Source organism: Nitrincola tibetensis (genome assembly GCF_003284585.1).
GTDB classification, from domain to species: Bacteria; Pseudomonadota; Gammaproteobacteria; order Pseudomonadales; family Balneatricaceae; genus Nitrincola; species Nitrincola tibetensis.
Map to the genome: position 1 here is coordinate 188,960 of NZ_QKRX01000007.1, position 22,358 is coordinate 211,317.

The 22,358-nt window shown below is 43.5% G+C and carries 20 protein-coding genes; 13 read left to right on the forward strand and 7 right to left on the reverse strand.

Annotated features, from left to right (window positions below):
• Positions 1–2: 2 nt before the first annotated feature.
• Complete coding sequence (gene plsY / locus DN062_RS11205; protein ID WP_112159410.1) at positions 3–590, reverse strand: glycerol-3-phosphate 1-O-acyltransferase PlsY; 588 nt, start codon at positions 588–590, stop codon at positions 3–5.
• Positions 591–620: 30 nt separating this feature from the next.
• On the opposite strand from plsY, the gene folB reads away from it, so the two are divergent.
• The 3 genes from folB to DN062_RS11220 are packed head-to-tail and all read left to right on the forward strand — an operon-like array spanning position 621 to position 2,092.
• Positions 621–977 carry a dihydroneopterin aldolase gene (gene folB, locus DN062_RS11210; RefSeq protein ID WP_112159411.1) on the forward strand — a complete coding sequence of 119 codons (357 nt, stop codon included), beginning with the start codon at positions 621–623 and terminating at the stop codon, positions 975–977.
• On the forward strand, positions 977–1,531 hold the full coding sequence (folK, locus tag DN062_RS11215) for a 2-amino-4-hydroxy-6-hydroxymethyldihydropteridine diphosphokinase (RefSeq protein WP_112159412.1): 555 nt from the start codon (positions 977–979) through the stop codon (positions 1,529–1,531). Before folB ends, folK begins: the two co-directional genes overlap by 1 nt.
• A gap of 3 nt (positions 1,532–1,534) precedes the next feature.
• On the forward strand, positions 1,535–2,092 hold the full coding sequence (locus tag DN062_RS11220; protein WP_112159413.1) for a DUF1415 domain-containing protein: 558 nt from the start codon (positions 1,535–1,537) through the stop codon (positions 2,090–2,092).
• Between the two features lie 25 nt (positions 2,093–2,117).
• Here DN062_RS11220 and DN062_RS11225 read toward each other — a convergent pair whose 3' ends face one another.
• The 4 genes from DN062_RS11225 to DN062_RS11240 form a co-directional block, all read right to left on the reverse strand.
• Complete coding sequence (locus DN062_RS11225; RefSeq protein ID WP_112159414.1) at positions 2,118–3,251, reverse strand: patatin-like phospholipase family protein; 1,134 nt, start codon at positions 3,249–3,251, stop codon at positions 2,118–2,120.
• Positions 3,252–3,314: 63 nt separating this feature from the next.
• A complete protein-coding gene (locus tag DN062_RS11230; RefSeq protein ID WP_112159415.1) occupies positions 3,315–4,442 on the reverse strand; it encodes a tRNA nucleotidyltransferase/poly(A) polymerase-related protein in 1,128 nt (375 codons plus the stop codon).
• Entirely contained in the window at positions 4,442–4,759 is a 318-nt protein-coding gene (gene glpE / locus DN062_RS11235; protein ID WP_112159416.1) for a thiosulfate sulfurtransferase GlpE, read from the reverse strand. Before glpE ends, DN062_RS11230 begins: the two co-directional genes overlap by 1 nt.
• 7 nt (positions 4,760–4,766) lie before the next feature.
• Positions 4,767–5,594, reverse strand: a complete 828-nt coding sequence (locus DN062_RS11240; RefSeq protein ID WP_112159417.1) for a symmetrical bis(5'-nucleosyl)-tetraphosphatase — start codon at positions 5,592–5,594, stop codon at positions 4,767–4,769.
• A gap of 123 nt (positions 5,595–5,717) precedes the next feature.
• Here DN062_RS11240 and msrA point away from each other — a divergent pair, with 123 nt between their 5' ends.
• A complete protein-coding gene (msrA, locus tag DN062_RS11245; protein WP_112159418.1) occupies positions 5,718–6,188 on the forward strand; it encodes a peptide-methionine (S)-S-oxide reductase MsrA in 471 nt (156 codons plus the stop codon).
• Positions 6,189–6,228: 40 nt separating this feature from the next.
• Positions 6,229–6,951 (forward strand): 16S rRNA (uracil(1498)-N(3))-methyltransferase, encoded by a 723-nt coding sequence (locus DN062_RS11250; protein WP_112159419.1) that lies wholly within the window; start codon positions 6,229–6,231, stop codon positions 6,949–6,951.
• A 7-nt stretch (positions 6,952–6,958) separates the two neighbouring features.
• Here the strand turns inward: DN062_RS11250 and DN062_RS11255 are convergent, their stop codons facing one another.
• Positions 6,959–8,395, reverse strand: a complete 1,437-nt coding sequence (locus DN062_RS11255; RefSeq protein ID WP_112159420.1) for a sigma-54 interaction domain-containing protein — start codon at positions 8,393–8,395, stop codon at positions 6,959–6,961.
• A gap of 197 nt (positions 8,396–8,592) precedes the next feature.
• On the opposite strand from DN062_RS11255, the gene DN062_RS11260 reads away from it, so the two are divergent.
• From DN062_RS11260 to DN062_RS11285, 6 genes are all read left to right on the forward strand, one after another.
• Positions 8,593–10,542, forward strand: a complete 1,950-nt coding sequence (locus DN062_RS11260; RefSeq protein WP_112159421.1) for an acetoacetate--CoA ligase — start codon at positions 8,593–8,595, stop codon at positions 10,540–10,542.
• A gap of 118 nt (positions 10,543–10,660) precedes the next feature.
• A complete protein-coding gene (locus tag DN062_RS11265) occupies positions 10,661–11,443 on the forward strand; it encodes a 3-hydroxybutyrate dehydrogenase (protein ID WP_112159422.1) in 783 nt (260 codons plus the stop codon).
• Between the two features lie 120 nt (positions 11,444–11,563).
• Positions 11,564–12,625: a TRAP transporter substrate-binding protein gene (locus DN062_RS11270; RefSeq protein ID WP_112159423.1), complete on the forward strand. Its 1,062-nt coding sequence runs from the start codon at positions 11,564–11,566 to the stop codon at positions 12,623–12,625.
• Positions 12,626–12,662: 37 nt separating this feature from the next.
• A complete protein-coding gene (locus DN062_RS11275) occupies positions 12,663–13,280 on the forward strand; it encodes a TRAP transporter small permease subunit (RefSeq protein ID WP_112159424.1) in 618 nt (205 codons plus the stop codon).
• A gap of 43 nt (positions 13,281–13,323) precedes the next feature.
• Positions 13,324–14,685 (forward strand): TRAP transporter large permease, encoded by a 1,362-nt coding sequence (locus DN062_RS11280; RefSeq protein WP_239995775.1) that lies wholly within the window; start codon positions 13,324–13,326, stop codon positions 14,683–14,685.
• Positions 14,686–14,910: 225 nt separating this feature from the next.
• Entirely contained in the window at positions 14,911–17,253 is a 2,343-nt protein-coding gene (locus DN062_RS11285; protein ID WP_112159425.1) for a methyl-accepting chemotaxis protein, read from the forward strand.
• Positions 17,254–17,307: 54 nt separating this feature from the next.
• Here DN062_RS11285 and DN062_RS11290 read toward each other — a convergent pair whose 3' ends face one another.
• Entirely contained in the window at positions 17,308–18,141 is an 834-nt protein-coding gene (locus DN062_RS11290; protein ID WP_112159426.1) for an ion transporter, read from the reverse strand.
• 207 nt (positions 18,142–18,348) lie between these two features.
• On the opposite strand from DN062_RS11290, the gene DN062_RS11295 reads away from it, so the two are divergent.
• A complete protein-coding gene (locus tag DN062_RS11295) occupies positions 18,349–19,275 on the forward strand; it encodes a tripartite tricarboxylate transporter substrate-binding protein (protein ID WP_112159427.1) in 927 nt (308 codons plus the stop codon).
• Positions 19,276–19,345: 70 nt separating this feature from the next.
• The gene (locus tag DN062_RS11300; RefSeq protein ID WP_112159428.1) at positions 19,346–22,111 is read left to right on the forward strand and encodes an EAL domain-containing protein; all 2,766 of its coding nucleotides are present in this window, start codon (positions 19,346–19,348) and stop codon (positions 22,109–22,111) included.
• The last annotated feature ends 247 nt before the right edge of the window (positions 22,112–22,358 follow it).

Sequence of the window (22,358 nt, forward strand, 5' to 3'; positions counted from 1 at the left end):
CACTAAAATCGTCGCTCTGTGCCTTTTAAAAGGCTCCTAATATTGCTTTGGTGACGAGCAATGAGTAACAGGCTGATGAGCAAAAGCGCGCTGAGGGAGTCGGGGTAGAGAAAGTAAGCGGCGATAGGTGTGGTAAGTGTCATGGTAATAGAGGCCAGAGATGCGATTCTAAAGAGGCTGGCCATAATTAACCAAACAAATATTTGCACAAGGGCAATGGGCCAGCTTAGGACTAACGTGCAACCGATGAAGGTTGCGATTCCTTTCCCTCCACGGTAAGCGCCAAGAAGAGGGAACACGTGTCCTAAGATCGCCGCGAGTCCACACAGGCCTGCGACACTGGTTGTTAGGTCAAAGAGTAACGCTAAATAGACAGCTAGAACGCCTTTGCTGATGTCTCCTAATAAGGTGAGGGTGGCTGCAACGCGGTTACCAATTCTTAGTACATTGCTTGCACCAGGATTGCCCGAGCCTTGTTGACGAGGATCAGGTATCCCCATAGAGTTGCAAACGAGCAAGGCGGTTGGGATAGACCCCAATAAGTAGGCAAAGCTAATGAGCGCAGGTTCCAGTAAACTAGTGGTTAACATGGTGGCTCGCCAATGTTCAGGAGTGAGTAAGTGGATATAGTGTACATTCGTGAGTTACAGGTTGAAACGATTATTGGTATCTACGATTGGGAAAGGGAGGTGCGCCAAATCGTTTCTCTAGATCTTGAAATGGGGACTGATATCCGAGCGGCAGCCAATACAGAAGATATTGAAAACACACTCAACTATAAAAGTGTTTCGGACCGGCTCATTGCGTTTGTGGCTGAGAGCGAATTCTTACTGGTTGAAACGATGGCGGAAGAAATTGCGGCTTTGATTTTGCAAGAGTTCCATGTTCCGTGGTTAAGATTGCGTGTGGGGAAACCCGGAGCCGTGCCCCAAGCGAGTGATGTTGGGGTCATCATCGAGAGAGGGGTTAAAAGCTGATGGCCTTGGTTTATCTGAGCTTGGGAAGCAATGTTGACCGTGAGCGTTACATCCTTGCAGCGCTTGATGCATTAGCGGATCAATTTGGTGAGCTGAATGTGTCCTCTGTGTATGAAAGTGAGTCGGTAGGCTTTCAAGGCAGTCCGTTTTTTAATCTCGTTGTTAAAATTGAAACCTCAATGAGTGTCGGGGATTTGTCTCGTTCATTAAAGCAGATTGAAGACCAAAACGGCCGCAAGAGGGGAGGTCCCCGTTTTTGTTCTCGTACATTGGATATTGATATCCTGACCTATGATGATTGCGTAGGTGACGTTGACGGAATACAGCTGCCGAGAGATGAAGTAGATAAAAATGCCTTTGTACTCTGGCCATTGGCAGAGTTGGCGCCAGATGAGCTACATCCACTCCGTCAATTGCCCTATGCTGTTTTGTGGCAAAATTACACAGCGAACCAGCCCCTTTGGCGTGTCGATTTTTTTTGGAGAGGTCAGCAAATTTCACGCTCATCCATGTCAGTCGATACGACATTCGATACCAAGGTGACAGTGAGTTAGCCCATGTTAAGGCAATCTGAAAGACAAGAAGTACTTGTTTGGCAATGGATAGATGAGGTTGTCATCGGCTTGAATCTATGCCCTTTTGCGGCCTACCCTAGACGTAAAAATCAGATTCGTGTCCATATCAGTGAAGTGACCGAAGAGTCGGATGTCCTGGCCTTGCTAGTGGATGAGTTGATTCGTTTAGATGAAACGTCTGTTGAGTTGCTTGAGACCACTGTACTGGCGTTTCCAAATATGTGGCCCGATTTTTTGGATTATAATGATTTTCTGTGGCAAACCGAGCGTTTGTTAACAGAGTGTGATCGAGACGGTGTCTACCAAATCGCCAGTTTTCATCCTGGATATCAGTTTTCTGGGACGGAAGTTGAGGATGTGAGTAACTTGACGAATCGTTCTCCCTATCCAATTTTGCATTTGATCAGAGAAGAGTCGGTTGAGATTGCACTTGAAAAGCACCCCAATCCAGATGCGATTCCGTTTACAAATATCCTTCGTATGAGATCCATGCCTCTTGAGCAGAGAAAACGGCTGTTTCCTTGGCTGTTTAAATCGTAAATGGGCGAGTCAATTGCGCTGCTGGTTATTTAAAGAAGCGCAGTACCTTATCCTTATCCCATAGGGTATCACGGTAACCCAGTGTGATCAGTGCCTCTGTAAACCTAGGTGTGAAGAGTAAGTAGCTGGCGATCCCTGCGCCTCCTCCTTTGCGAGAGGCCCCTACCGCTTTCAGTGCAAACTTTAGCCCCTTAGGTAAAGCCTGTAACTTGTTGGCAGCAATCGCGTCTAATGCCTGAGAGGGCGAAATAATTAAGCTTTCGATTACTTTTAAGTCCAGTTTGGTTAACTGGCGTTGTTCATCTGGAATCTGCTTAAGTAAGTGATTGACGCGCTCCATATGTTCAATGTCATTTTCAAGTGCGTCAATAAAAGCGCTATTAAACAAGTGCCCCATAATTTGTGCCATAGAGGGGGAGTGATTGAGCGTTTCGCGCTTTGCCCAATGTTTGGGGCTTCTGTTGCCACTGACACCAATCACCAGAATTTTACTAGCGCCAAGATGCAAAGCGGCACTAATCGGCGAGCCTTGCCGAATCGCGCCATCACCAAAGTATTCGCGATTAATATGCACAGCTGGGAAAATCGTCGGTAGCGCGGTTGAGGCCATTAAGTGATCGAGGTTCAGCTGACAAGCAACACCGCTGCGACGGCTGCGTTTCCAGTTTTGAAGACCTGAATGCCCTTGGAAAAAGCTAACCGATTCGCCTGAATGATATCCCATGGCTGTTATGCTGATGGCGTCTAATTTTCCTGATTGAATCGCGTCGTTTAAGCGCTCAAAGCGAATGTTCTTTTTTAATAAGGTTTTGAGTGGTGTGTTATCAAATAAGGATAAGGGGGTGGTGTCGCTGATGCCTCCATTAAATAAAGAACAGCCTAGGTGCATTAGGCCTTTGAAAATGGAAAAACCATCGGCTTTAAAAACATCCTTTGGGGTTAATTGTGACCATATCTGTTCAAGTTCACGAACGGCTTCTGCAAAGTTTTCAGGATGCGACGCAAGCCAAAGTGCATTAATCGCACCGGCTGATGTTCCACATATAATTGGAAAGGGGTTGCTTGTGTTAGGTGGCAGCATTTCCGCCAGTGCTTTTAATACACCAACTTGATATGCCGCCCTAGCGCCGCCCCCTGATAAGATCAATGCTGGCTTCATACCTAAGGCCTTTGGCTGAAGTAAAGTATTGATAGTCTAGCATAAATTTTAAAGCATAACGCGCTAGGTGTATTTTGTGTCAAGCGCGCAAATGTCGAGTTGAGCTGCCTCAATGGCTTTGCCAAGTTCGGCGCCCGTTAGTCCTTTAGTCATGAAGCTTTGCGGTGAAAGTGCTCGAATTCGTTGAAGCAAACGCTGCAGTGATTCAAAGTCCTCATGCGTCATCTGAGGGTCTCGACTAAGGTAAAGACTGATGAGTTCAGGTAGGGTGTTGGGTTCTTTAAGCAGTCTTAATTCTTTGATGATGGTCAGTTTTTGTTGTGGGCTGAGCTGAGCAAAATCACTCATAAAAGAGTAAAACCTTACAAATTGCCGTGCAAGGTCGCGGTAGCGATTGGGCATTTTGATGCGTAGACAGAGATCTTGAATAAGTGAAGCTGTATTTACCTCCTGCAGCTCGCTAATTGCCTGGCATAGCAGAGCAAAGCTGAGCTCTGGTGCAGGGTTAAGTATTTTGAGGCGGAGCATGGAGGGTGAGAGCGGTTCTAAGTCCAATCGCGAAAACTCAGAAAAAAGACAATCCAGCGCATTGCATTGTTTGAGTATATCTAAGAAGACCAGAGGGTGCTGACTGCAAAGTGCTTTTTCAAACTCTTGTGCAACACGTTCAGCGCTTAAAAAACCGAGCTCACCACTGGCACTGATCTCGCGCATGAGTGACATCGTGTCGGTGGCGACTTGAAAGCCCAAATGATGAAACTGCGCGGCAAAGCGCGCCACTCTTAGTACACGTAAGGGGTCTTCGGAAAATGCTGAGGACACATGGCGAAGCACTTTATCCTGTAGGTCTTTTTGACCCGAAAAAGGGTCGATAATTTCTCCAGAGGGCAGTTGAGCCATGGCATTAATGGTTAGATCTCGACGGGCAAGATCTTCTTCTAGGCTTACGTCTGGTGAAGCAAAGAAGGTGAACCCGGCATAACCATGCCCTGACTTACGCTCGGTTCTGGCCAAGGCATATTCTTCACCTGTGTTTGGATGAATAAACACAGGAAAGTCGCGTCCTACAGGACGAAAACCTTGGACGATCATTTCTTTCTCTGTGGCACCAACGACAACCCAGTCACGGTCTTGACTTTGGATGCCTAACAGTTGATCACGGACGGCACCACCAACAAGGCAAATTTGCATTAGGATTCGCAAGCATCTGGGAATAACTGTTTCCAGCCCTCAAAGCCACCGTCTAAACTATAAACGTCTGAAAAGCCTTGCCCGACTAGGTAGTCGGCAGCCGATTGGCTGCTAATGCCATGATAGCAGCAGACGATCAAGGGTTGGTTTCGATTCGCCTGTTCTAAAAACTGTGGCAAATTATCATTGTTGAGATGCACCGATGCTGGGATATGAGCATTGGAGTAACTTTGGAAGTCACGAATATCGACAAGGGTGGCCCCTTGTTCAAGGAGTTCAACAGCAGTTTGAGGCGATAGGTGTTTAAATGAGCTCATAAGGTTCCTAAGCTTGGTGTATTTGATAGGCTGAGCAGTCTTGTTGAAAGAAGACATGATCGTCTAGACGCATGGCTGTTAACTTGTTTCCCCAGACGCATCCGGTATCAAGTGCAATCACGGCAGAGTTATTGACATTGCCCATGAGTGCTGCCCAGTGTCCAAAGAGTTGACGCTTTTCAAGAGGCTGATCTCTAGAAACTTGATACCAAGGGTAAAATCCAGGCGGAGCGGATTCAGGCGTGCCGTTTCCACTAAATTCAAGACGTCCGCTCGTAGAAATAAAGCGCATGCGAGTAAAATAATTTGTGATGAGTCGCAGGCGAGCCCAACCATCAATGTTTTTACTCCATATATCGGGTTTGTTGCCGTACATATGACGAAAAAACTCAGTGGCCTCTTTACCTCTTAAAACCTGCTCAACCTCTTGGGCATACTTCTTGGCTTTTTCTAGAGACCAAATATGAGGGATGCCAGCGTGGGTCATGACATAACCCAGGCTCGTATCGGAGACTAGCATAGGTTGTTGACGTAACCACTCCATCAGTTCAACACGATCAGGTGCATTTAAGATGGGTTGTAGTGTTTGGTTACGCTTATCACGCGTTGCGCCGAAATGAAGAGCGAGTAAATGGAGGTCATGGTTCCCTAAAACGCACTTGGCTTGAGAACCAAGCCCCTTAATAAAACGCAAAACGTCGAGTGATTGGCGCCCACGGTTAACTAGATCACCTGCAAACCACAAGTGATCTTGCTCATTGAAGTTAAGTAAATCCAGAAGCTGTCGAAGTTCATCATAACAACCCTGAACATCGCCAATTGCATACGTTGCCATAGTCTTCCTACTCTTAATACCTGAATCATAACGCAGTTATGGCGTAAAATTCTAATCAAAGTCGTCGGTTTTTGCGTAAACTCAAGTAAGTTTTTCTAATCATGAGTAAATGGAGTGTTGATTATGGCAATTGCAACCTTTGCAGCTGGGTGTTTTTGGGGTGTTGAACTGACCTTTTCGAAGGTGCCTGGTGTGCTGTCAACAAGCGTTGGTTACATGGGAGGACGTATCGATTCACCCTCATATGAACAGGTCTGCACAGGTGGGACGGACCATGCAGAGGTGGTTCAAGTTGAGTTCGACCCAGAGTTGGTTACCTATGAGGCATTGCTTACAACATTTTGGCAGTGTCATAATCCCACGACGAAAAATCGACAGGGTCCTGATGTCGGAACTCAATATCGTTCAGCCATTTTTTATCATGATGAGCAGCAAAAAGTCTTAGCAGAGCAAAGTAGGTTTGAGTTGAACAACAGCGCTGCGTATCCTCAACCTATCGTGACAGAAATTTCTCCAGCATCCAATTTTTGGAAAGCAGAAGAGTATCATCAACAGTATTTAATCAAGCGGGGAATGGGGCACTGTGCGTTCTGATGCAGGCTGGCCTGCGGTAGCATAGAGCATTTAAGTTGTTATGAATTTGGTTATCATTGATCCATCAAAAGACGCCGTTACATCCAGAGGCGTGACACTAAGCGATCGACGCTTTATTCATATTCGCGATGTTCATCAGGTAGTACAGGGAGATGTTCTTAAGGTAGGGCTGTTGAATGGATTGTTAGGTTTGGCGAGTGTCGAACATATCGATGAGGAGTCTGTATCTCTTACTTGGGCTGAGCTGTCTCAGTGTTCACCTCAGCCCTTGCCTGTTACGGTGATCTTGGCGCTCCCTCGACCAAAAATGTTAAAGAGAGTTTTGCAAACGCTAGCGAGTATGGGGGTGAAGGACATATGGTTGATTCACTCATATCGGGTGGATAAGAGCTACTGGTCCACACCCATTTTGAATGAGAACTCCTTGTATGAGCAGATGTTGCTTGGTTTAGAGCAGTCTGGGGATACAAATTTACCGACAATCCATATTCGCAAACGTTTTAAGCCCTTCGTTGAGGATGAGTTGCCTGCATTGGTAGAGGGCAAAAGGGCCTACGTTGCACATCCGTATCAAGCCTTGCCCTGCCCACCTTCTGAATTGCTGCCAACAGTGTTGGCCGTTGGGCCAGAGGGGGGCTTTATCCCTTATGAAGTCGAAAAGTTAAATGCTGCAGGTTTGAGTAGCTTAAGCTTAGGCCAGCGTATCCTTAAAGTTGAAACGGCTGTACCTGTTTTATTGTCACGTCTATTTCCCGTGATTTGAGCAAAGTCTAAGAATCTTGAATGTTAAACTGCGCTATTTTGTTATACAAAGCCGCTCGTGAAATGCCGAGCTGTTTTGCTGCTAGAACTCGCTTACCTCTATTTCGGCTAAGTGCTTTACGTATGGCTTGGATTTCGGCTGTTTTGACCTGTTCTTTTAGGCTCAGTGGCGGGTGTATCTCTGTCGTCTCAGATTGTGTACAAAAACTAACCGAGCTGCTCACCGGCGTTAGGCGAAACTCCATTAAGGCTTCAATATGCTCAGCGCAAATTAAGGTTTGTGACTCATTTAAAATACAGGCGCGCTCCAATAGATTGTATAGCTCTCTGACATTGCCAGGCCAATGATGTAGTTTCAATCTCTCTAAAGCGTCGGTGGCGAGCTCTTTGGTGGATAAATTTAGGCGTATACAGCATTCATCTAAAATACGTTCAGCAATAAACTCAATGTCTTCAGGGCGTTCCCGTAGTGCTGGCAAATGAATCGGCATTCCGCTAAGTCGGTAATAGAGGTCGGCTCTGAATTCGCCATCTTCGACCATTTTCAGTAAGTTTCGGCTTGTTGCGGCTACAATTCTGACATTGGTTTTTTGGATAGTGTTGGAGCCTATTTTTTCAAATTCTTTTTCTTGTAACACCCGCAAGAGTTTTGATTGAAGTACTAAGGGCATGTCGCCAATTTCATCTAAAAACAATGTTCCATCTTGGGCAAGTTCAAGTTTTCCGGCTCTGCCTTCTTTTTTGGCTCCTGTAAACGCGCCTGGGGCGACACCAAAAAATTCGGCTTCAATTAAAGTGTCGGGAATGGCCGCGACATTAATGGATACAAATGGACTTTCAGAACGATCGGATAAGTTGTGTAAGGCATGGGCAAAGAGCTCTTTACCTGTCCCTGTTTCTCCTGTTAATAGTACGGAGATATCAAAGCGTGCAGCTTGCCGAACTTGGTGTTTGACTTGTTTTAAAGCTTCGCTTTGGCCTGCAATTTGTGAAAGTTGGTAACGCGATGTACGCTCTTTCTGATAGTGGTTCGCATTCCTGACCTCGCTTTGTAAGCGGTTATACTTAGCCAATAGGGGTTTCATGCTAGAGGGGCGGTCAGTGGCGACAAAACCAAAAGCACCTTCGACTTGGCCTAAGTCGTTATGAAGAGGAATAACGCTCACCAGTACCCATTGGTGTCGAACATAGAGTAAGTCCAGGAAAACAGGTTTACCCGTGGCGATGACTTGAGGCAAGTAGCTATTTGGAATGACATCTGTAATGTGCTGGCCGATAGGTGATGTTTCCAGATGTAAAAAATCGCAATAGCTTTGGCTAATCCAAGTAAGGATTCCTTTTTGATCGACGGCAATCGTGTGCTCATAAAAAGTATCAAAAGATGTTTGTAAAAAGGATAAAACCTTTGCACGCATGGCGTGAGTGTCAAAGCGAATATTTTGCATATTGGGCATCTTTGTCTTAATTATTAGACGTTTTATGTATCAGAAATGAGACGTTGTGTCTATTTTTTAAGACGGTAAATGTGGCTGTTATATATATATTTTATTTAAATCAATTGGTTAGTTGGTTGGCACGTTGTGTGCTTTATGTAAATCAACTTATTCAAAATATTCGGTTAAAATAATAATAAGGGTTAACCATGCAAGAACCTCTCTGGACACCGACGTCTGAACGAGTCGCTTCGACTCAAATGTCTGATTTTATTGTTAAAGTTAATCAAACTTTTGGTCTAGACCTGGACAGTTATGATTCTCTTTGGCAATGGAGTACAAACTCTTCTGAAGATTTTTGGAATTTTTTCTGGGATTACGCTGGAATTCTATCCAGTCATAAGGGGTCACGTATCCTTGATAATGGGCACCTCATGCCGGGAGCGACTTGGTTTTCTGAGGCTCGCTTAAATTTTGCTGAGAATCTTCTACGCTACCGTGACGATGGAGCAGCCATCGTTTTTTGTGGTGAGGATGGTCGACGCAACGAAATCTCTTATCGTGACCTTTATTCAAGGGTGGCAGCACTTGCGGCAGGCTTGAAAGCTCAGGGTGTCGTCAAAAACGACATAGTGGCTGGCTTCATGCCTAATATCACTGAAACTCTAATCGCTATGCTGGCGACCACCTCAATAGGGGCTGTTTGGACATCCTGTTCTCCAGACTTCGGTATTAATGGCGTGATTGATCGATTTGGACAGGTTAAACCTAAGGTATTGTTTACAACCGATGGCTATTTGTACAACGGAAAGGCGATCGACAGTCTTGGAAAAATCCAAGGTATACTGTCAAGTATTTCCTCAATCGAAGCTGTTGTGGTTGTACCTTTCCTGAATGCCAATCCTGATGTGTCTGAGGTGCCTAAAGCAATCCAACTCAATGACTTTGTTCATGATGATGTAAAAACAATTGAGTTTGAGCAAGTGGCCTTTAATCATCCTCTATACGTTATGTACTCATCCGGTACAACGGGTGTTCCCAAATGTATTGTACATAGTGTCGGTGGCACTTTGATTCAACATCTTAAAGAGTTGATGTTACATACTGATCTTCGTAGAGATGACCACTTTTTCTATTACACGACCTGTGGATGGATGATGTGGAATTGGATGGTGAGTGGTCTGGCGACAGGTTGCACGTTAGTGCTATTTGATGGTTCTCCCTTTGCACCGACTCCCTCCATTCTTTGGCAGATAGCAGAACAGGAAAAAATAAGTGTCTTTGGAACGAGTGCTAAGTATTTAGCAGCACTGGAAAAAGCGGGAGTGAAGCCTGGTCATGATTTTGATTTGTCAGCGCTAAAAGCGCTCCTCTCAACTGGTTCACCTCTTTCGCATGAAAGCTTTGAGTATGTGTACCGCGATATTAAGCAAGATCTGCAGTTATCTTCCATTTCTGGGGGCACAGACATTGTGTCTTGCTTTGCATTAGGTTCTCCGATTTTGCCAGTCTATGCAGGTGAGTTGCAGTGTCGCGGGTTAGGCATGGCGGTTGATATGTACGATGACGATGCACAGCCTGTGCGCGGTCAGAAGGGTGAGTTAGTCTGCACTAAACCATTTCCGAGTATGCCAATCGGTTTTTGGCAAGATCCAGAGCAGCGTCGTTTTCATGATGCCTATTTTGCTCAATTTCCAAACATATGGGCGCATGGAGACTATGGCGAAGTCACGGAGCGTGGCGGCGTAATTATTCATGGTCGTTCAGATGCTGTATTGAATCCAGGGGGGGTGCGTATCGGTACCGCTGAAATTTATCGGCAAGTTGAAAAAGTGGATGAGGTTCTTGAAAGCCTCTGTATCGGTCAGCCTTGGAAAGATGATGTGCGAGTGGTGTTGTTTGTACGACTAAAGGATGGTGTCGAGCTTGATGACAGTTTAATTAAGCAAATAAAAAATGTGATTCGTTTAAATACAACTCCAAGGCATGTACCGGAAAAAATACTCCAAGTTCATGATATACCTAGAACGATTAGTGGAAAAATAGTCGAGCTCGCTGTCAGAAAAGTGGTAATGGGTGAAGAGGTTAAAAATAAAGATGCCTTAGCAAACCCTCAAGCATTAGATCTATTTAAAGATTTAGATGAGTTGAAAAACTAAGTACTTTTAGTCAGTTTTTTGCTGATTTAATTCTTGACAGTATTTAAGAAAACCCAGTAACATATATGTGTAAATTGGTAATACCAATTTATACATATAAAAATAAAAAAGGTTACACATGTCACATATCAAACGTGCACTCATCACTGGATCTACCAGCGGTATTGGCCTCGCGATTGCTCATCAATTGGCAGTTGAAGGGGTTGATATTGTACTTCACGGCCTTTCTTCCGAAGATGAAGGGCAAGCACTTGTGAAAGCGTTTTTAGATCAATATCCAGTCAGCGTAAGTTACTTCAAAGCGGATATTAGTGATCCAAGTCAAATAGCCGACTTATTTCATCGTGTTCATGAGGAAGTGGGACCCATTTCCATTTTGGTTAACAACGCAGGTATTCAATACACCTCGCCCATTGAAACCTTCCCCATCGAGCAGTGGGATAAAATCATTGCTGTGAACTTATCCAGTGCTTTTCATACGACTCAGCAGGTGATCCCTTTTATGGTTGAGCAGGGTTGGGGACGTATTATTAATATTGCTTCGGTTCATGGCTTGGTAGCCTCAGTAAATAAAGCGGCATACTGTGCGGCAAAACATGGATTAATTGGTCTTACCAAAGTGTCGGCTTTGGAATTGGCGGCAAAGAAGGTAACTGTAAATACTATTTGCCCTGGTTGGACAGATACTCCTTTATTGGTTGAACAGCTTAATGCGTTTAGTCAAAAAAATAACACCAGTTATGAAGAGGCTAAGCAAGGGTTAATTAAAGAAAAGGCACCTTATCCTGATTTTGTAGCGCCCGATGATATTGGGCGTTTAGTGGTTTTTTTATGTTCAGATGCAGCAAAAGCAATAACCGGTACATCTTTACCCATTGATGGAGGTTGGACAGCACATTAAAAACTTGCAGTTTTGAAAATAAAAGCTAGATATATAATAGTATCGATGCTTTAACGAGATTTGAAATATTTCAAATCTAATAAACCTATTTAATAAAATTAAAAAACAGGTATTTGCACTATGAAAAAGTCTCTTATGGCGGTTGCTGTCGCAACGACGTTACTGACCTCTACTGTAACCTTTGCTGATTTTGATCGTGTTCGTTGGCAGGTTCCAATGGGGTTTGCTTCTACGCTGACAGCGCTTGGAGATACAATGCCCGCTGTTTCTAAAATGATCTCCGACATGAGCGGTGGTCGTGTCACATTGCAAACCTTTGAGCCAGGTGCACTCATTCCTGCACTCGGTGCATTTGAGAATGTGAGTAATGGTAACGTACCTGCAGCCTATTCTTGGATGGGCTACGAATGGGGACAGTTGCCAGTATCGGCATTGTTTGGTGCCACTCCATTTGGTCTTGAGTCTCAGGAATTTTTAGCTTGGATGTATCATCACGGTGGTGATGAGCTTCTGAAAGAGGCGTTTGCTCCTCATAATGTCTATCCTATCCTTTGCGGTACGATAAGCCCTGAAGCGGCAGGCTGGTTCCGGGAAGAAATGACATCCCTTGATCAATTCAAAGGTCTGAAATTCCGTGCAGCTGGTGTCGGTGGTGAAATCATGGCTGAATTTGGTATGTCAGTCACTTTGCTACCCGGTGGAGAGCTCTATCAAGCACTAGAAACTGGTGTTCTGGATGGAACTGAGTTTTCTTTACCAACCGTTGATGAGCAACTAGGCTTCTTCCAGGTGGCTAAACACTATTATTTACCAGGCTGGCATCAGCCATCAACGAACCAATTTCTTTACGTTAACATGGATGAGTGGGCTAAGTTAAACGACCAAACGAAAGCATTGATTGAAAATGCATGTATGGCAGGTAATGCCATGGCATTAGCGAAGGCCGAGGCGCTGCAAGGTGCAGTCCTGAAGCGTTTCCAAGAGAAAGGTGTACAGATGCACCAGTATCCAGAAGAGGTCCTGAAGGCTTTTGAGGAAGCAACTGATCGCGTGATGGAGCGGCGTTCTAGCAGTGATCCAATGTTTGCAAAAGTATATGAGTCTATGAAAGCTTTCCAAGATGAGCATCGTGAATGGAAACACCTAGGTTACTTACCACGTAACTGGGGCGTTGAAGACTGATAAACAAGATCCTCTGACTTAAAAGGCGATATTCACAATGGCTGAATATAAAATAGATCTTGAAAAAGTCGAGGAGGCGGTCGCTCACAAAGCGACCGTCGTTTATCCTCGTACCTTAATCACAGATTTTATGGAAAATATCGTTGAGTTTTTCGGACGTTATTCTTCATTGGTCTGGATAGTGTTGATGTTATTAATCGTAGGTAACGTTTTAATGCGTTATATCCTCGGTACGAATTTTATAGCATTAGAAGAATTGCAATGGCATCTATTCGCTGTAGGTTTTATGTTGGCGCTTTCGTATTGTTTTCTGCATGACGGACATGTCCGCGTAGATGTACTAGCGGAGCATTTTCAACCGAAAACTAGAGCAATAATTGAGATTATTGGTATATTGGTATTCTTCCTGCCATTTTGTTACCTGATCTTGTCGTACGCCTACCCGTTTGTGGAGAGGTCCTATCGAATCAGTGAAATCTCTGCAGCCCCTGGCGGACTGCCAATGAGATGGATTATCAAATCCGTTATTTTGTTGGCATTTGGACTGCTATTTATGGCTGGGTTGTCACGAATGATTAGAGCTTTCGCTTTTTTAACCGGATTTCCGGCACCGAGAAAAATAGATTCAACTCATAACAATAATACTTCTACTTAATCGATCTTTTCTGATCATTTAGGTTGCGCAAGAGGGTAGCTCTGTGTTCGAAACCAATGAATTAATCGTTATAGCAATGCTTAGCAGTTTTATATTGCTGATCTTTTCCGGTTATCCGGTTGCTTGGATTTTAGCCGGTATATCTGTGCTCTTTAGTGTGGGTTCAATTCTTGCTTACCAATTATTTGATGTCGATACCTATTTCTTAACAGATTGGCGTATTTTTGGCGTAATGGTGCAACGTGTCTATGCTCAGATGACTAACTGGGTGCTGGTGGCCTTGCCCATGTTTATATTCATGGGATTGATGCTTGAGCGATCTGGTGTTGCTGAAAAGCTAATGCAAAACTTCGTTGACCTCTTTGGTCGCTTTAGGGGTGGCCTAGGTGTTGCTGTTATTACTATCGGTATTCTATTGGCGGCCTCTACTGGTATAGTGGGTGCGTCAGTTGTGCTCCTAGCTATGCTCTCGATCCCAACTATGTTGGAGCAAAAATACTCACCTGCTTTTGCCAGTGGTATTGTGGCCTCATCGGGTACTTTAGGTATCATTATTCCACCTAGCATAATGCTTATCATCATGGCAGATCAGCTTTCCTTAGCCGTGGGTGATTTATTTATGGGGGCTCTTATCCCCGGCGTTATGTTAGGGTTGATGTATATTGCGTATGTGATAATCGCATCAATTATGTTCCCGTCCTTGTCTCAACCTCGAACAGACTTACCACCTATTACCCTTAAAATGATTTTGAAGACGCTTGCTGCGGTTATACCTTCACTGGGACTGATCTTGGCAGTATTGGGATCTATTTTTTTGGGAATTGCGACTCCGACCGAGGCCGCTGGTGTTGGGGCTCTAGGTGCAACTATTTTAGCTGCAATGAATGGTCGCTTAAACATGGCTGTTTTGAAAGATGTGAGTATCAAAACCAGTATCACAACCGCTTTTGTATTTGGAATTTTTTTAGGTGCCACTGCCTTTGCTGTCGTGATGCGCTCTTTAGGAGGTGATGAGTTTATCGGTGGGTTGTTAAAGTCAATTCCGCTTTCACCTGAAGGTATCGTGATCGTCATTCTTTTGATTACCTTCATTGCTGGTTTCTTCTTAGACTGGTTAGAAATTAGTTTAATCTTATTGCCTTTGGTCGGTCCCGTTGTAGCTGCATTAGGTTTTGATCTTACTTGGTTCGTAGTGTTGTTTGCGTTGGCGTTGCAAACGTCCTTCTTGACTCCACCTGTGGGGTTCTCACTCTTTTACTTAAAAGGTGTTGTACCACCAAGTATCAAAACAACCGATATCTATAAAGGTGTTATTCCTTTTATCATGATTCAGTTGCTAGCCGTTGCTTTGGTTTTCTATTGGAAAGATTTAGTGCTTTGGCTGCCAGGCGTACGATATGGCTAAACAATGTTTGATTGGCTTAATCTAATGCTGTCCCCTAAGGCTCAAAATTTTTGAGCCTTAGTTTTTTAGGCTTTCGATAAATTATTGATACAAAATCACTCTTTTGCCATTAATGAAAAATCAGCTTGGATAAATCTTAGGTAGCATGCTAACTTTAGTCTTATGTGAGCAGCGTTTGAAACATTGTTGCTATCTAATTTAGTAACGCGTTGATAGGAAAGGCCGATGAGTATTAGAACTAAACTCTTGTTAATTATGCTCGGGGTTTCTCTGTTTGCCTCGTTAGCTGCCAGTTTAATGATCAGTTTTTCGAGTCTGCGTGCGGGTGAGAGTTTATTGGTTGAGCAAGCAGAGCTTAAACTTGCATTTATCAATGATACCCAAACTCAACGCTTGACGGGCTACCTAGATACCTTGAGCCAGCAAGTGGCTGGCTATGCCTCAGGCGTGCAAGCAAAAAGAGCCTTGCCTGCATTGGCGTCAGCCTATCGTGGTTATCGCCTTAATGCTGTGGTTCGCAGCCGAGAAGAAATACTCGAGGAACAAAAAGCTTTACAGGCCTATTTAGAATCAGGGTTCTTGGCAGATTTACAGCGGAATTCGGGGCAAAATAGTTTTGATGCCCGTACTTATGTTCAATCCCTTGAGAAGCCACAACTGATCCTTCAATACTATTATCTCGTTGAATCAGCGGTCAAATGGAATGAAGCACAACAGGTGTTTGAACCAGCCGATCGCTCACGTTATACCTTGGCCCATCGTGAATTTCATCCAGATTTATTAGATTTTGCAAATTTTTATGGCTATGAGGATGTTTACTATCTCAATCCAGAAGGTGAAATTGTCTATTCGCTGAAAAAACTGCCTGATTTCACCCTAGATGTTAACCATGAGATGATTGTCTTATCGGGTTTGAGTGATGTGTTTAGGCAAGCTATCCAGACCCCTGTTGGCGGTCGTCCCATTTTTTCTGACTATCATCCTTATGTCCCGGCAGGTGGAATGCCATCGGCCTTTATTGGAATGCCAGTATTTGATGTTCAAGATGGTCAAGCCAATCTCCTAGGCGTGTTTGCTGTTCGATTAGGGACGCGCTCATTAGATGAAATTCTTTCTAATCAAGGCAATCGTGTTGGACAAGGCTTAGGGGCGACAGGTGATACCTATCTTTTAAATCAAAATCAGTATTTATTGTCGAGTAAGCGTGAATACGATGAAAATCCAAGCCAATTTTTGGCTAAACTTTCATCAGAGCAAAGCCCACAAGCGGCGTTAATCCCGATACGAAATCAACTAGCTACCTTGGTGCGTTTTGAAAGTCAGGCGATTACCCAAGCAATATCCGGAAAAGAGGATGTAGCGCATTATATTAACCCAATAGGTGCAGAGGTTATTGGGAGTTATCGAACTGTTCCGGCTCAGGGGGTCGAGTGGATTATTGTCACAGAGATGGAAAAAGATGAAGCTCTGCAAATGGTCGGTACATTGCGTCAGCAAATTACGCAATCGGTCATTGTCGTAACGCTTGCTGTTTTAGTGATAGCGCTCATTCTTGCACTATTGGCTGCTCGTTTATTTAGCCGTCCTGTTAGCGTGTTGCACAGCAGTCTTTTGAAAATCCAGTCAACCCGTGATTTGACTCATAAAAGCCCGTTAAAAGGTCAAGATGAGTATGGAGAAATATCAGGTGCTTTGAATCAACTGATGGATGAAATCGCTCAGTCAGTTACTCTCAGTCGTCAGGCTAGCGAAACACTTGGCCAGGTTTCGGTTAAACTAAGCCTTGGCTCAGAAGAAACGTTTAACCAACTGCATTTACAAAATGAGCGCAATCAGCAAGCCGAGCAGTTGGTACAGGGGATGGTTCAGAGTGCGGTTTCGGTAAACCAGCAAGCACATCAAGCCAGTGAATTGACACGTTTGGCGAGTACCACAATTGATCAAAGTGCTTCGACGGTCCAGCTCGTCATATCTGATGTGCATCAAGCGGCTCAAGGAGTGGCAGAAGCGACTCAATCAATTTCAAATTTGGTATTGGATTTTGACCAAATACGTCATGTGTTAGAGGTGATTACTCAGCTGGCAGAGCAGACGAATCTGCTGGCTTTGAATGCGGCGATTGAAGCGGCTAGAGCAGGCGATCAAGGAAGAGGCTTTGCTGTAGTCGCGGATGAAGTTCGTAACCTAGCGCAACGCTCTAAAAACTCAGCTGCCGAAATTCACGTCATCATCAATAAGCTGTTAAATAACGCAGAAAGCACTAAAAATCTGATGACGAAAGAGCATGATCGCTTTGATGTGCTCCAAGTAACGGCAAAAGATGCGCAGAGTGCGCTGCAAACCATCCAGAGTTCTCTGCAAGATATTGTTCGCGCTAATATGGATATCGTCGCTATTTCAGATCAGCAAAGTCAAATGACAGAGGAGTTGGTTGGTGTCCTTTCCGATAGCTTTGAGAGTTCACGCATATCGATGGACAAAGCAGGTGAAACAGCTAAGTCCAGTGAAGAATTAAGCGTGGTATCATCAGAATTGAACACCAGTGTTAACCGTTGGAAAGTACGCTAAGATGAAGCGTCCTTGAGAATGAAACGTGTTATTTCAAGGACGCTTGTTGGATGATTAAGGTTTTCGTTGCTCATTTAGTTGAGCTTCGATACGTGCTAATTGTTCAGACATGCTTTGCATGTGCTCGCGCATCCAGTGAATTTCGGCAATTTCGCCTTCACCGGACTCCAGTTGCTCTGCAGCACTTTCTTTTTGCATGACGTCTAACACGATCCCGATCATCATATTCAGAAAAATAAATGCGTTTAAGAATATGAATGTTAGGAAGTAAATCCAGCTGTAGGGGTAGTGCTCCATTGTTGGGTAAAGAACGGCTGTCGCCCAACTTTCAAAGGTTGCAACTTGAAACAACGTAAGCATGGCCAGTGAAATATTGCCCCAGAGTTTTTCATCAACGCTTTCAAACAGAAAGCTACCAACCGCAGCGTAAATGTAGAAAATGATGAACATCAACAGAGCAACATACCCCATCCGAGGGATAGACTTTAAAAGTGCAGTTAATAAAATGCGCAGTTCAGGAATCATTGAAATCAAACGTAAAACTCTGAAAATACGCAGCAGGCGAGCGATCAGTACCATCTCCGAGTCGTCAATCGGAATCAAGCTAGCTGTTACAATCAGAAAATCAAAGATATTCCAACCTTTCTTAAAAAAATCGATGGTTCTCTTCTCAGCCGCTACACGTATGACGAGCTCAAAAAGAAAAAAGAGGGTAATCCCCAGATCAAGCCACACCATGACTTGTTCAAAACGGCTGCTTTCGTCGTAAGTTTTTGCCCCTATCAGCAAGGCTGAAATAATGATGACGGCAATAACAAACGTTTCAAAGATTTTGTTGGCACGCAGTGACTCAAGCCGGTCTCGCAAGCGGTACCAGTATATTTTCATTCTAGATAGCTCTCCAGTAAGAGGTGTACAAGGTGTTAGTGAATTGATGGCTATTATCGCTGATTGCGTCTGCCTTCAAAAGAGAGATTTAGTCGATCTGAAGCATGATTTACGTGTTTTAAGCTTGCTTAAGTGGTCTAGACTCCTAAAATTAAAACATGACAGAATTAATGTGCTTATTCCATTAAGCAAGGTGGGGCGTACATCATGAAAAGAGAAGCGCTATTTTTATTGATTTTTCTATGCCCGTGGTTGCAAGCCTCAGAGTTTCCTACTCGCCCTCTTTCAATGTTGATTGGCTTTGAGCAAGGGGGTAGCACGGATATACAAGGTAAGGTTTTGGCAGATGTGCTGTCAGAAGTGATTGGACAGCCGGTGAACATTATCTACTATCCTGGGGCAGGTGGTGCGGTGGCAGCGGCTATGTTGGCAAATAATCAAGATCAGGGATATGTGTTTCAGTTTGGTTTGTCCTTACCTTTTACATTTGCACCTTTAGTGTCTCCCGCTTCTTACCAGCTAAATAGTTTTCGTTATGTTGCGGGAGTGACCTTAGACCAACCCGCCTTCGTTACTGGAGGTGTTCAAGACTTCAAGACTTGGCATGAGTTTCTGGATTACGCCCGGAAAAATCCAGGTCTTGTCTATGCGACACAGAATTTGCAAGATCGTTTCATTATGCAGTACATCGCTAAAAAAGAAAGGCTAAGTTTGCGCTTTATTCCTACTACTGGTGGGGCCGGAATGGCACCTTTGGTGTTATCGGGAGCAGCGCAAATTGCATTTAGTGGAGGAACTCACGGTGTGTATACTAAGACGGGAGAAATGGTGGTTCTAGCAGGGCTCCCTGAAGAACGTTTATTCTATTACCCTGACGTCCCGTCATTAAAGGAGTTAGGTTATCCGTTTAGTATGGATGTGATACGTGTTATCTCTGTGCCAGCGAATACTCCAGATGCGGTTGTCGACACCTTGTATAGAGCACTTCAAACGGTGGTGCAAGATCCACGTTTTATTGAAGTTACTGAAAATGTGATACGGATGCCTGTTATACTAATGGATGAAGTTGAACTTAAACGTGTTTTTGATCTTCAAGTTGAAGCCTATCAAAGGCTAATTGAGCTCTCAAAATAGCGTTTAAACCTTAGTAACAACAATCATGTCTGAATATTGATTTGAATTGTTGAAATTGGAGTCAATATTGATGAGTGATGATGGTAAGCAGGTAAGTGAACGAGGTCCTAGGACGCATTGGGAGCTCAAGTTCACAACCAGAATCACTCTGATATTTGGGTTGCTGGGGTTTTTAACGTTAATTTTATCAATGGGGTATTCTGTTCAAACAGCCAAGTCTAAATTTGAAGAGGATATTAAGCAGAGTTTGTTACAACGCCAACGCACAATTGAAAGCATGGTAGAAAATCGAATTAACCTATTGGATGTTTATTTACACACGATCACTTCCAGTCGAAATTTCATGCCAAATTCCAACATTAGTGAAAATTCGACAGTAGAGTCTATAACAGATGACATGATTTTTATGTTTCAGGACTCTGTGATTGGTGCCAGTTTAGATATATTTTTTCTTGTCGATCATTCCGGCGCTCTTTTATTTGATGCCGGTATTCCGCTTTATCGAATAGGCCCTATTTTACAAAGCATAAAGTCCCCTATTTTATTTACAAATAAATGGACTTTGCTTGAAGATGAAAGTGTTTCTGTATTATTAAAAGCGGTTCCGGTTTTTGATCCGGCTAGTATTCAACTCAAAGGCTATATCTTTGCTGGGTTTGCAATTAGCCATAATAAGATATTTCATCAAGATGTTATTGCTAGAGCTGATTTAGATGTTTTAAGGATAGGTACGAGGGAATCTATAATATTCGACAGTGCTGCTAAGATTAATAATTCAAAATCTGTACGAAGGCCCTTAACATCTGATGGTGTACTCTGGTATGACAATGATGTTTATTTTATTAAGCAAGACTTAGGGCTAGATAAAATTATAACACCTATTTGGTTAGAGTTAGGAGTTGCAGGTAATCGATTTGACTCAGTTTACATTGAATATTGGCGATCTTTCTTACTCTTATCGGGTGGTTTCTTATTGTTGTTATTTATTGCCGGATCTATTTTGCATTTCACCCATAAACGGGCAATAGATAACATGATGAACTACATAGGTTCGATCAAAAAGGGAATGAAGGGGGTAGGCTTTACGCCAACGGGTGTATACGAATATAACCAAGTTAGTGAAGCCATGCAGAGCATGGTTGAGGATTTGAACATAGCTGCAACTGTTTTTGAATCAAGTGAAGGTATGTTAGTAACGGATCGTAATCAAGTGATTCTCCGAAATAATCAGGCATTCTCTGATATTACAGGGTTTCATTCGGATGAGTTGATAGGTAAATCATTAAGTAAACTTAGGTCTGAAAAGTATACTGAGCATTTTTACCATGAAATGAGTAAAAAACTCTTGGTGGATGGAAGCTGGCAAGGCGAAATATGGAATCAAAAAAAGAATGGGGAAGAGTATCTACAGTGGGTTAGTATCACGGCTGTTATGAGTGATGTTACGGGTAAAGTTCTGAATTATGTTGTGACTTTGAACGATGTCACCCAGCGTAAAGCGGCGGAAAATAAAATTAAGCAGTTGGCATTTTATGATCAGTTGACTCAACTACCTAATCGTCAACTCCTTCTGGATCGTTTAAAAAAGGCATTATTAGCCAGTGCGCGAACGAATACCTATGGGGCTCTGTTGTACCTAGATCTAGATGACTTTAAAACCTTAAATGATACGCGAGGTCATGATGCGGGTGATCAGCTTTTAGTGAAAACATCTGAGCGATTGCAAACCTGTACTCGACGAACTGACACGGTTGCAAGGATAGGCGGTGATGAGTTTATCATTCTGCTTGAAGATGTAGGCGAAACTGAAAAATCAGCATCGAATCACGTTGATCTTCTTTGCAAAAAAATACTAATGAGCTTAGGTCAACCCTATTCTATTGCAAATGTCGAGCATCATAGCACCTTAAGTGTGGGGGTTGCCTTATTTGTTGGTGATACTGAGGGAGTCGATGAACTTCTGAAGCAAGCTGACTTAGCTATGTACCAAGCAAAATCAGCAGGACGAAATACGTATCGATTTTTCAATCCCGAAATGCAAACCAAGGTTATGGAATATGCCGAATTTGCGAATGATATTCGCAGTAGCATACAAAACAAAGACTTCTTGTTGTATTACCAAGTCCAAGTCAATCACCATGGAAAAATTGTAGGTACAGAGGCACTTTTGCGTTGGGTGCATCCCGTAAAAGGCATGGTTCGACCCGATGAATTTATTCCTATCGCTGAAGAAACTGGGTTAATTATTCCGTTGGGTGATTGGATTTTGGAGGAGGCATGTCAAGTGTTGGCGGGTTGGACCACTCAAGCATCAACTCAGTCATTGACCTTAGCCGTAAATATCAGCGCTCACCAGTTACGTACGCATGATTTTGTCGAAAAAGTAAAAGATACGATATCTAAAACAGGGGCAGATCCCAGCAAACTGAAGTTAGAAATTACAGAGAGTATGTTGCTAGATGATATTGATGACACGATTGAAAAAATGCGAGCGTTACAAGCAATCGGTGTCACGTTTGCGTTAGATGATTTTGGTACTGGCTATTCATCCTTATCCTATCTAAAACGTCTTCCATTGGATCAACTGAAAATTGATAAAACCTTCGTTAGAGATTTGTTAACCGATACCCAAGATGCCGACATTGCATCGACAATTGTGTCATTGGCAAAAAGCCTGCACTTGTCCGTAATCGCAGAGGGGGTAGAGCAAGAAGACCAAAGAACACTTCTGGCAAGTTATGGTTGTTTACTTTATCAGGGGTATTTGTTTGGTCGTCCTGTTTCCTTAAAGGATTTGATGGATTCTTTGGTAGAATATGAGAACCACATTGGTTAAGTTTTAAAGTAGGCTCATCATAAGTCCATGTGGACAGCTAGGCGAACTGAGCGGGTAGCACCGCTCGCGATGGTTCAGCGATGAGATGATAATAATTAAGAAAAGGGCCTTAGACCCTTTCCTATTAAGTAAGTGCCAATAAATCAGCACTCTACCCCTAGCTGTACTGAGTCACTTTTTTTGAAACTTTTTCTAGTGGTGCATTCCACGGCAAGAGATGTTCAAGTTTCTCTAGCGTATCAGCTTC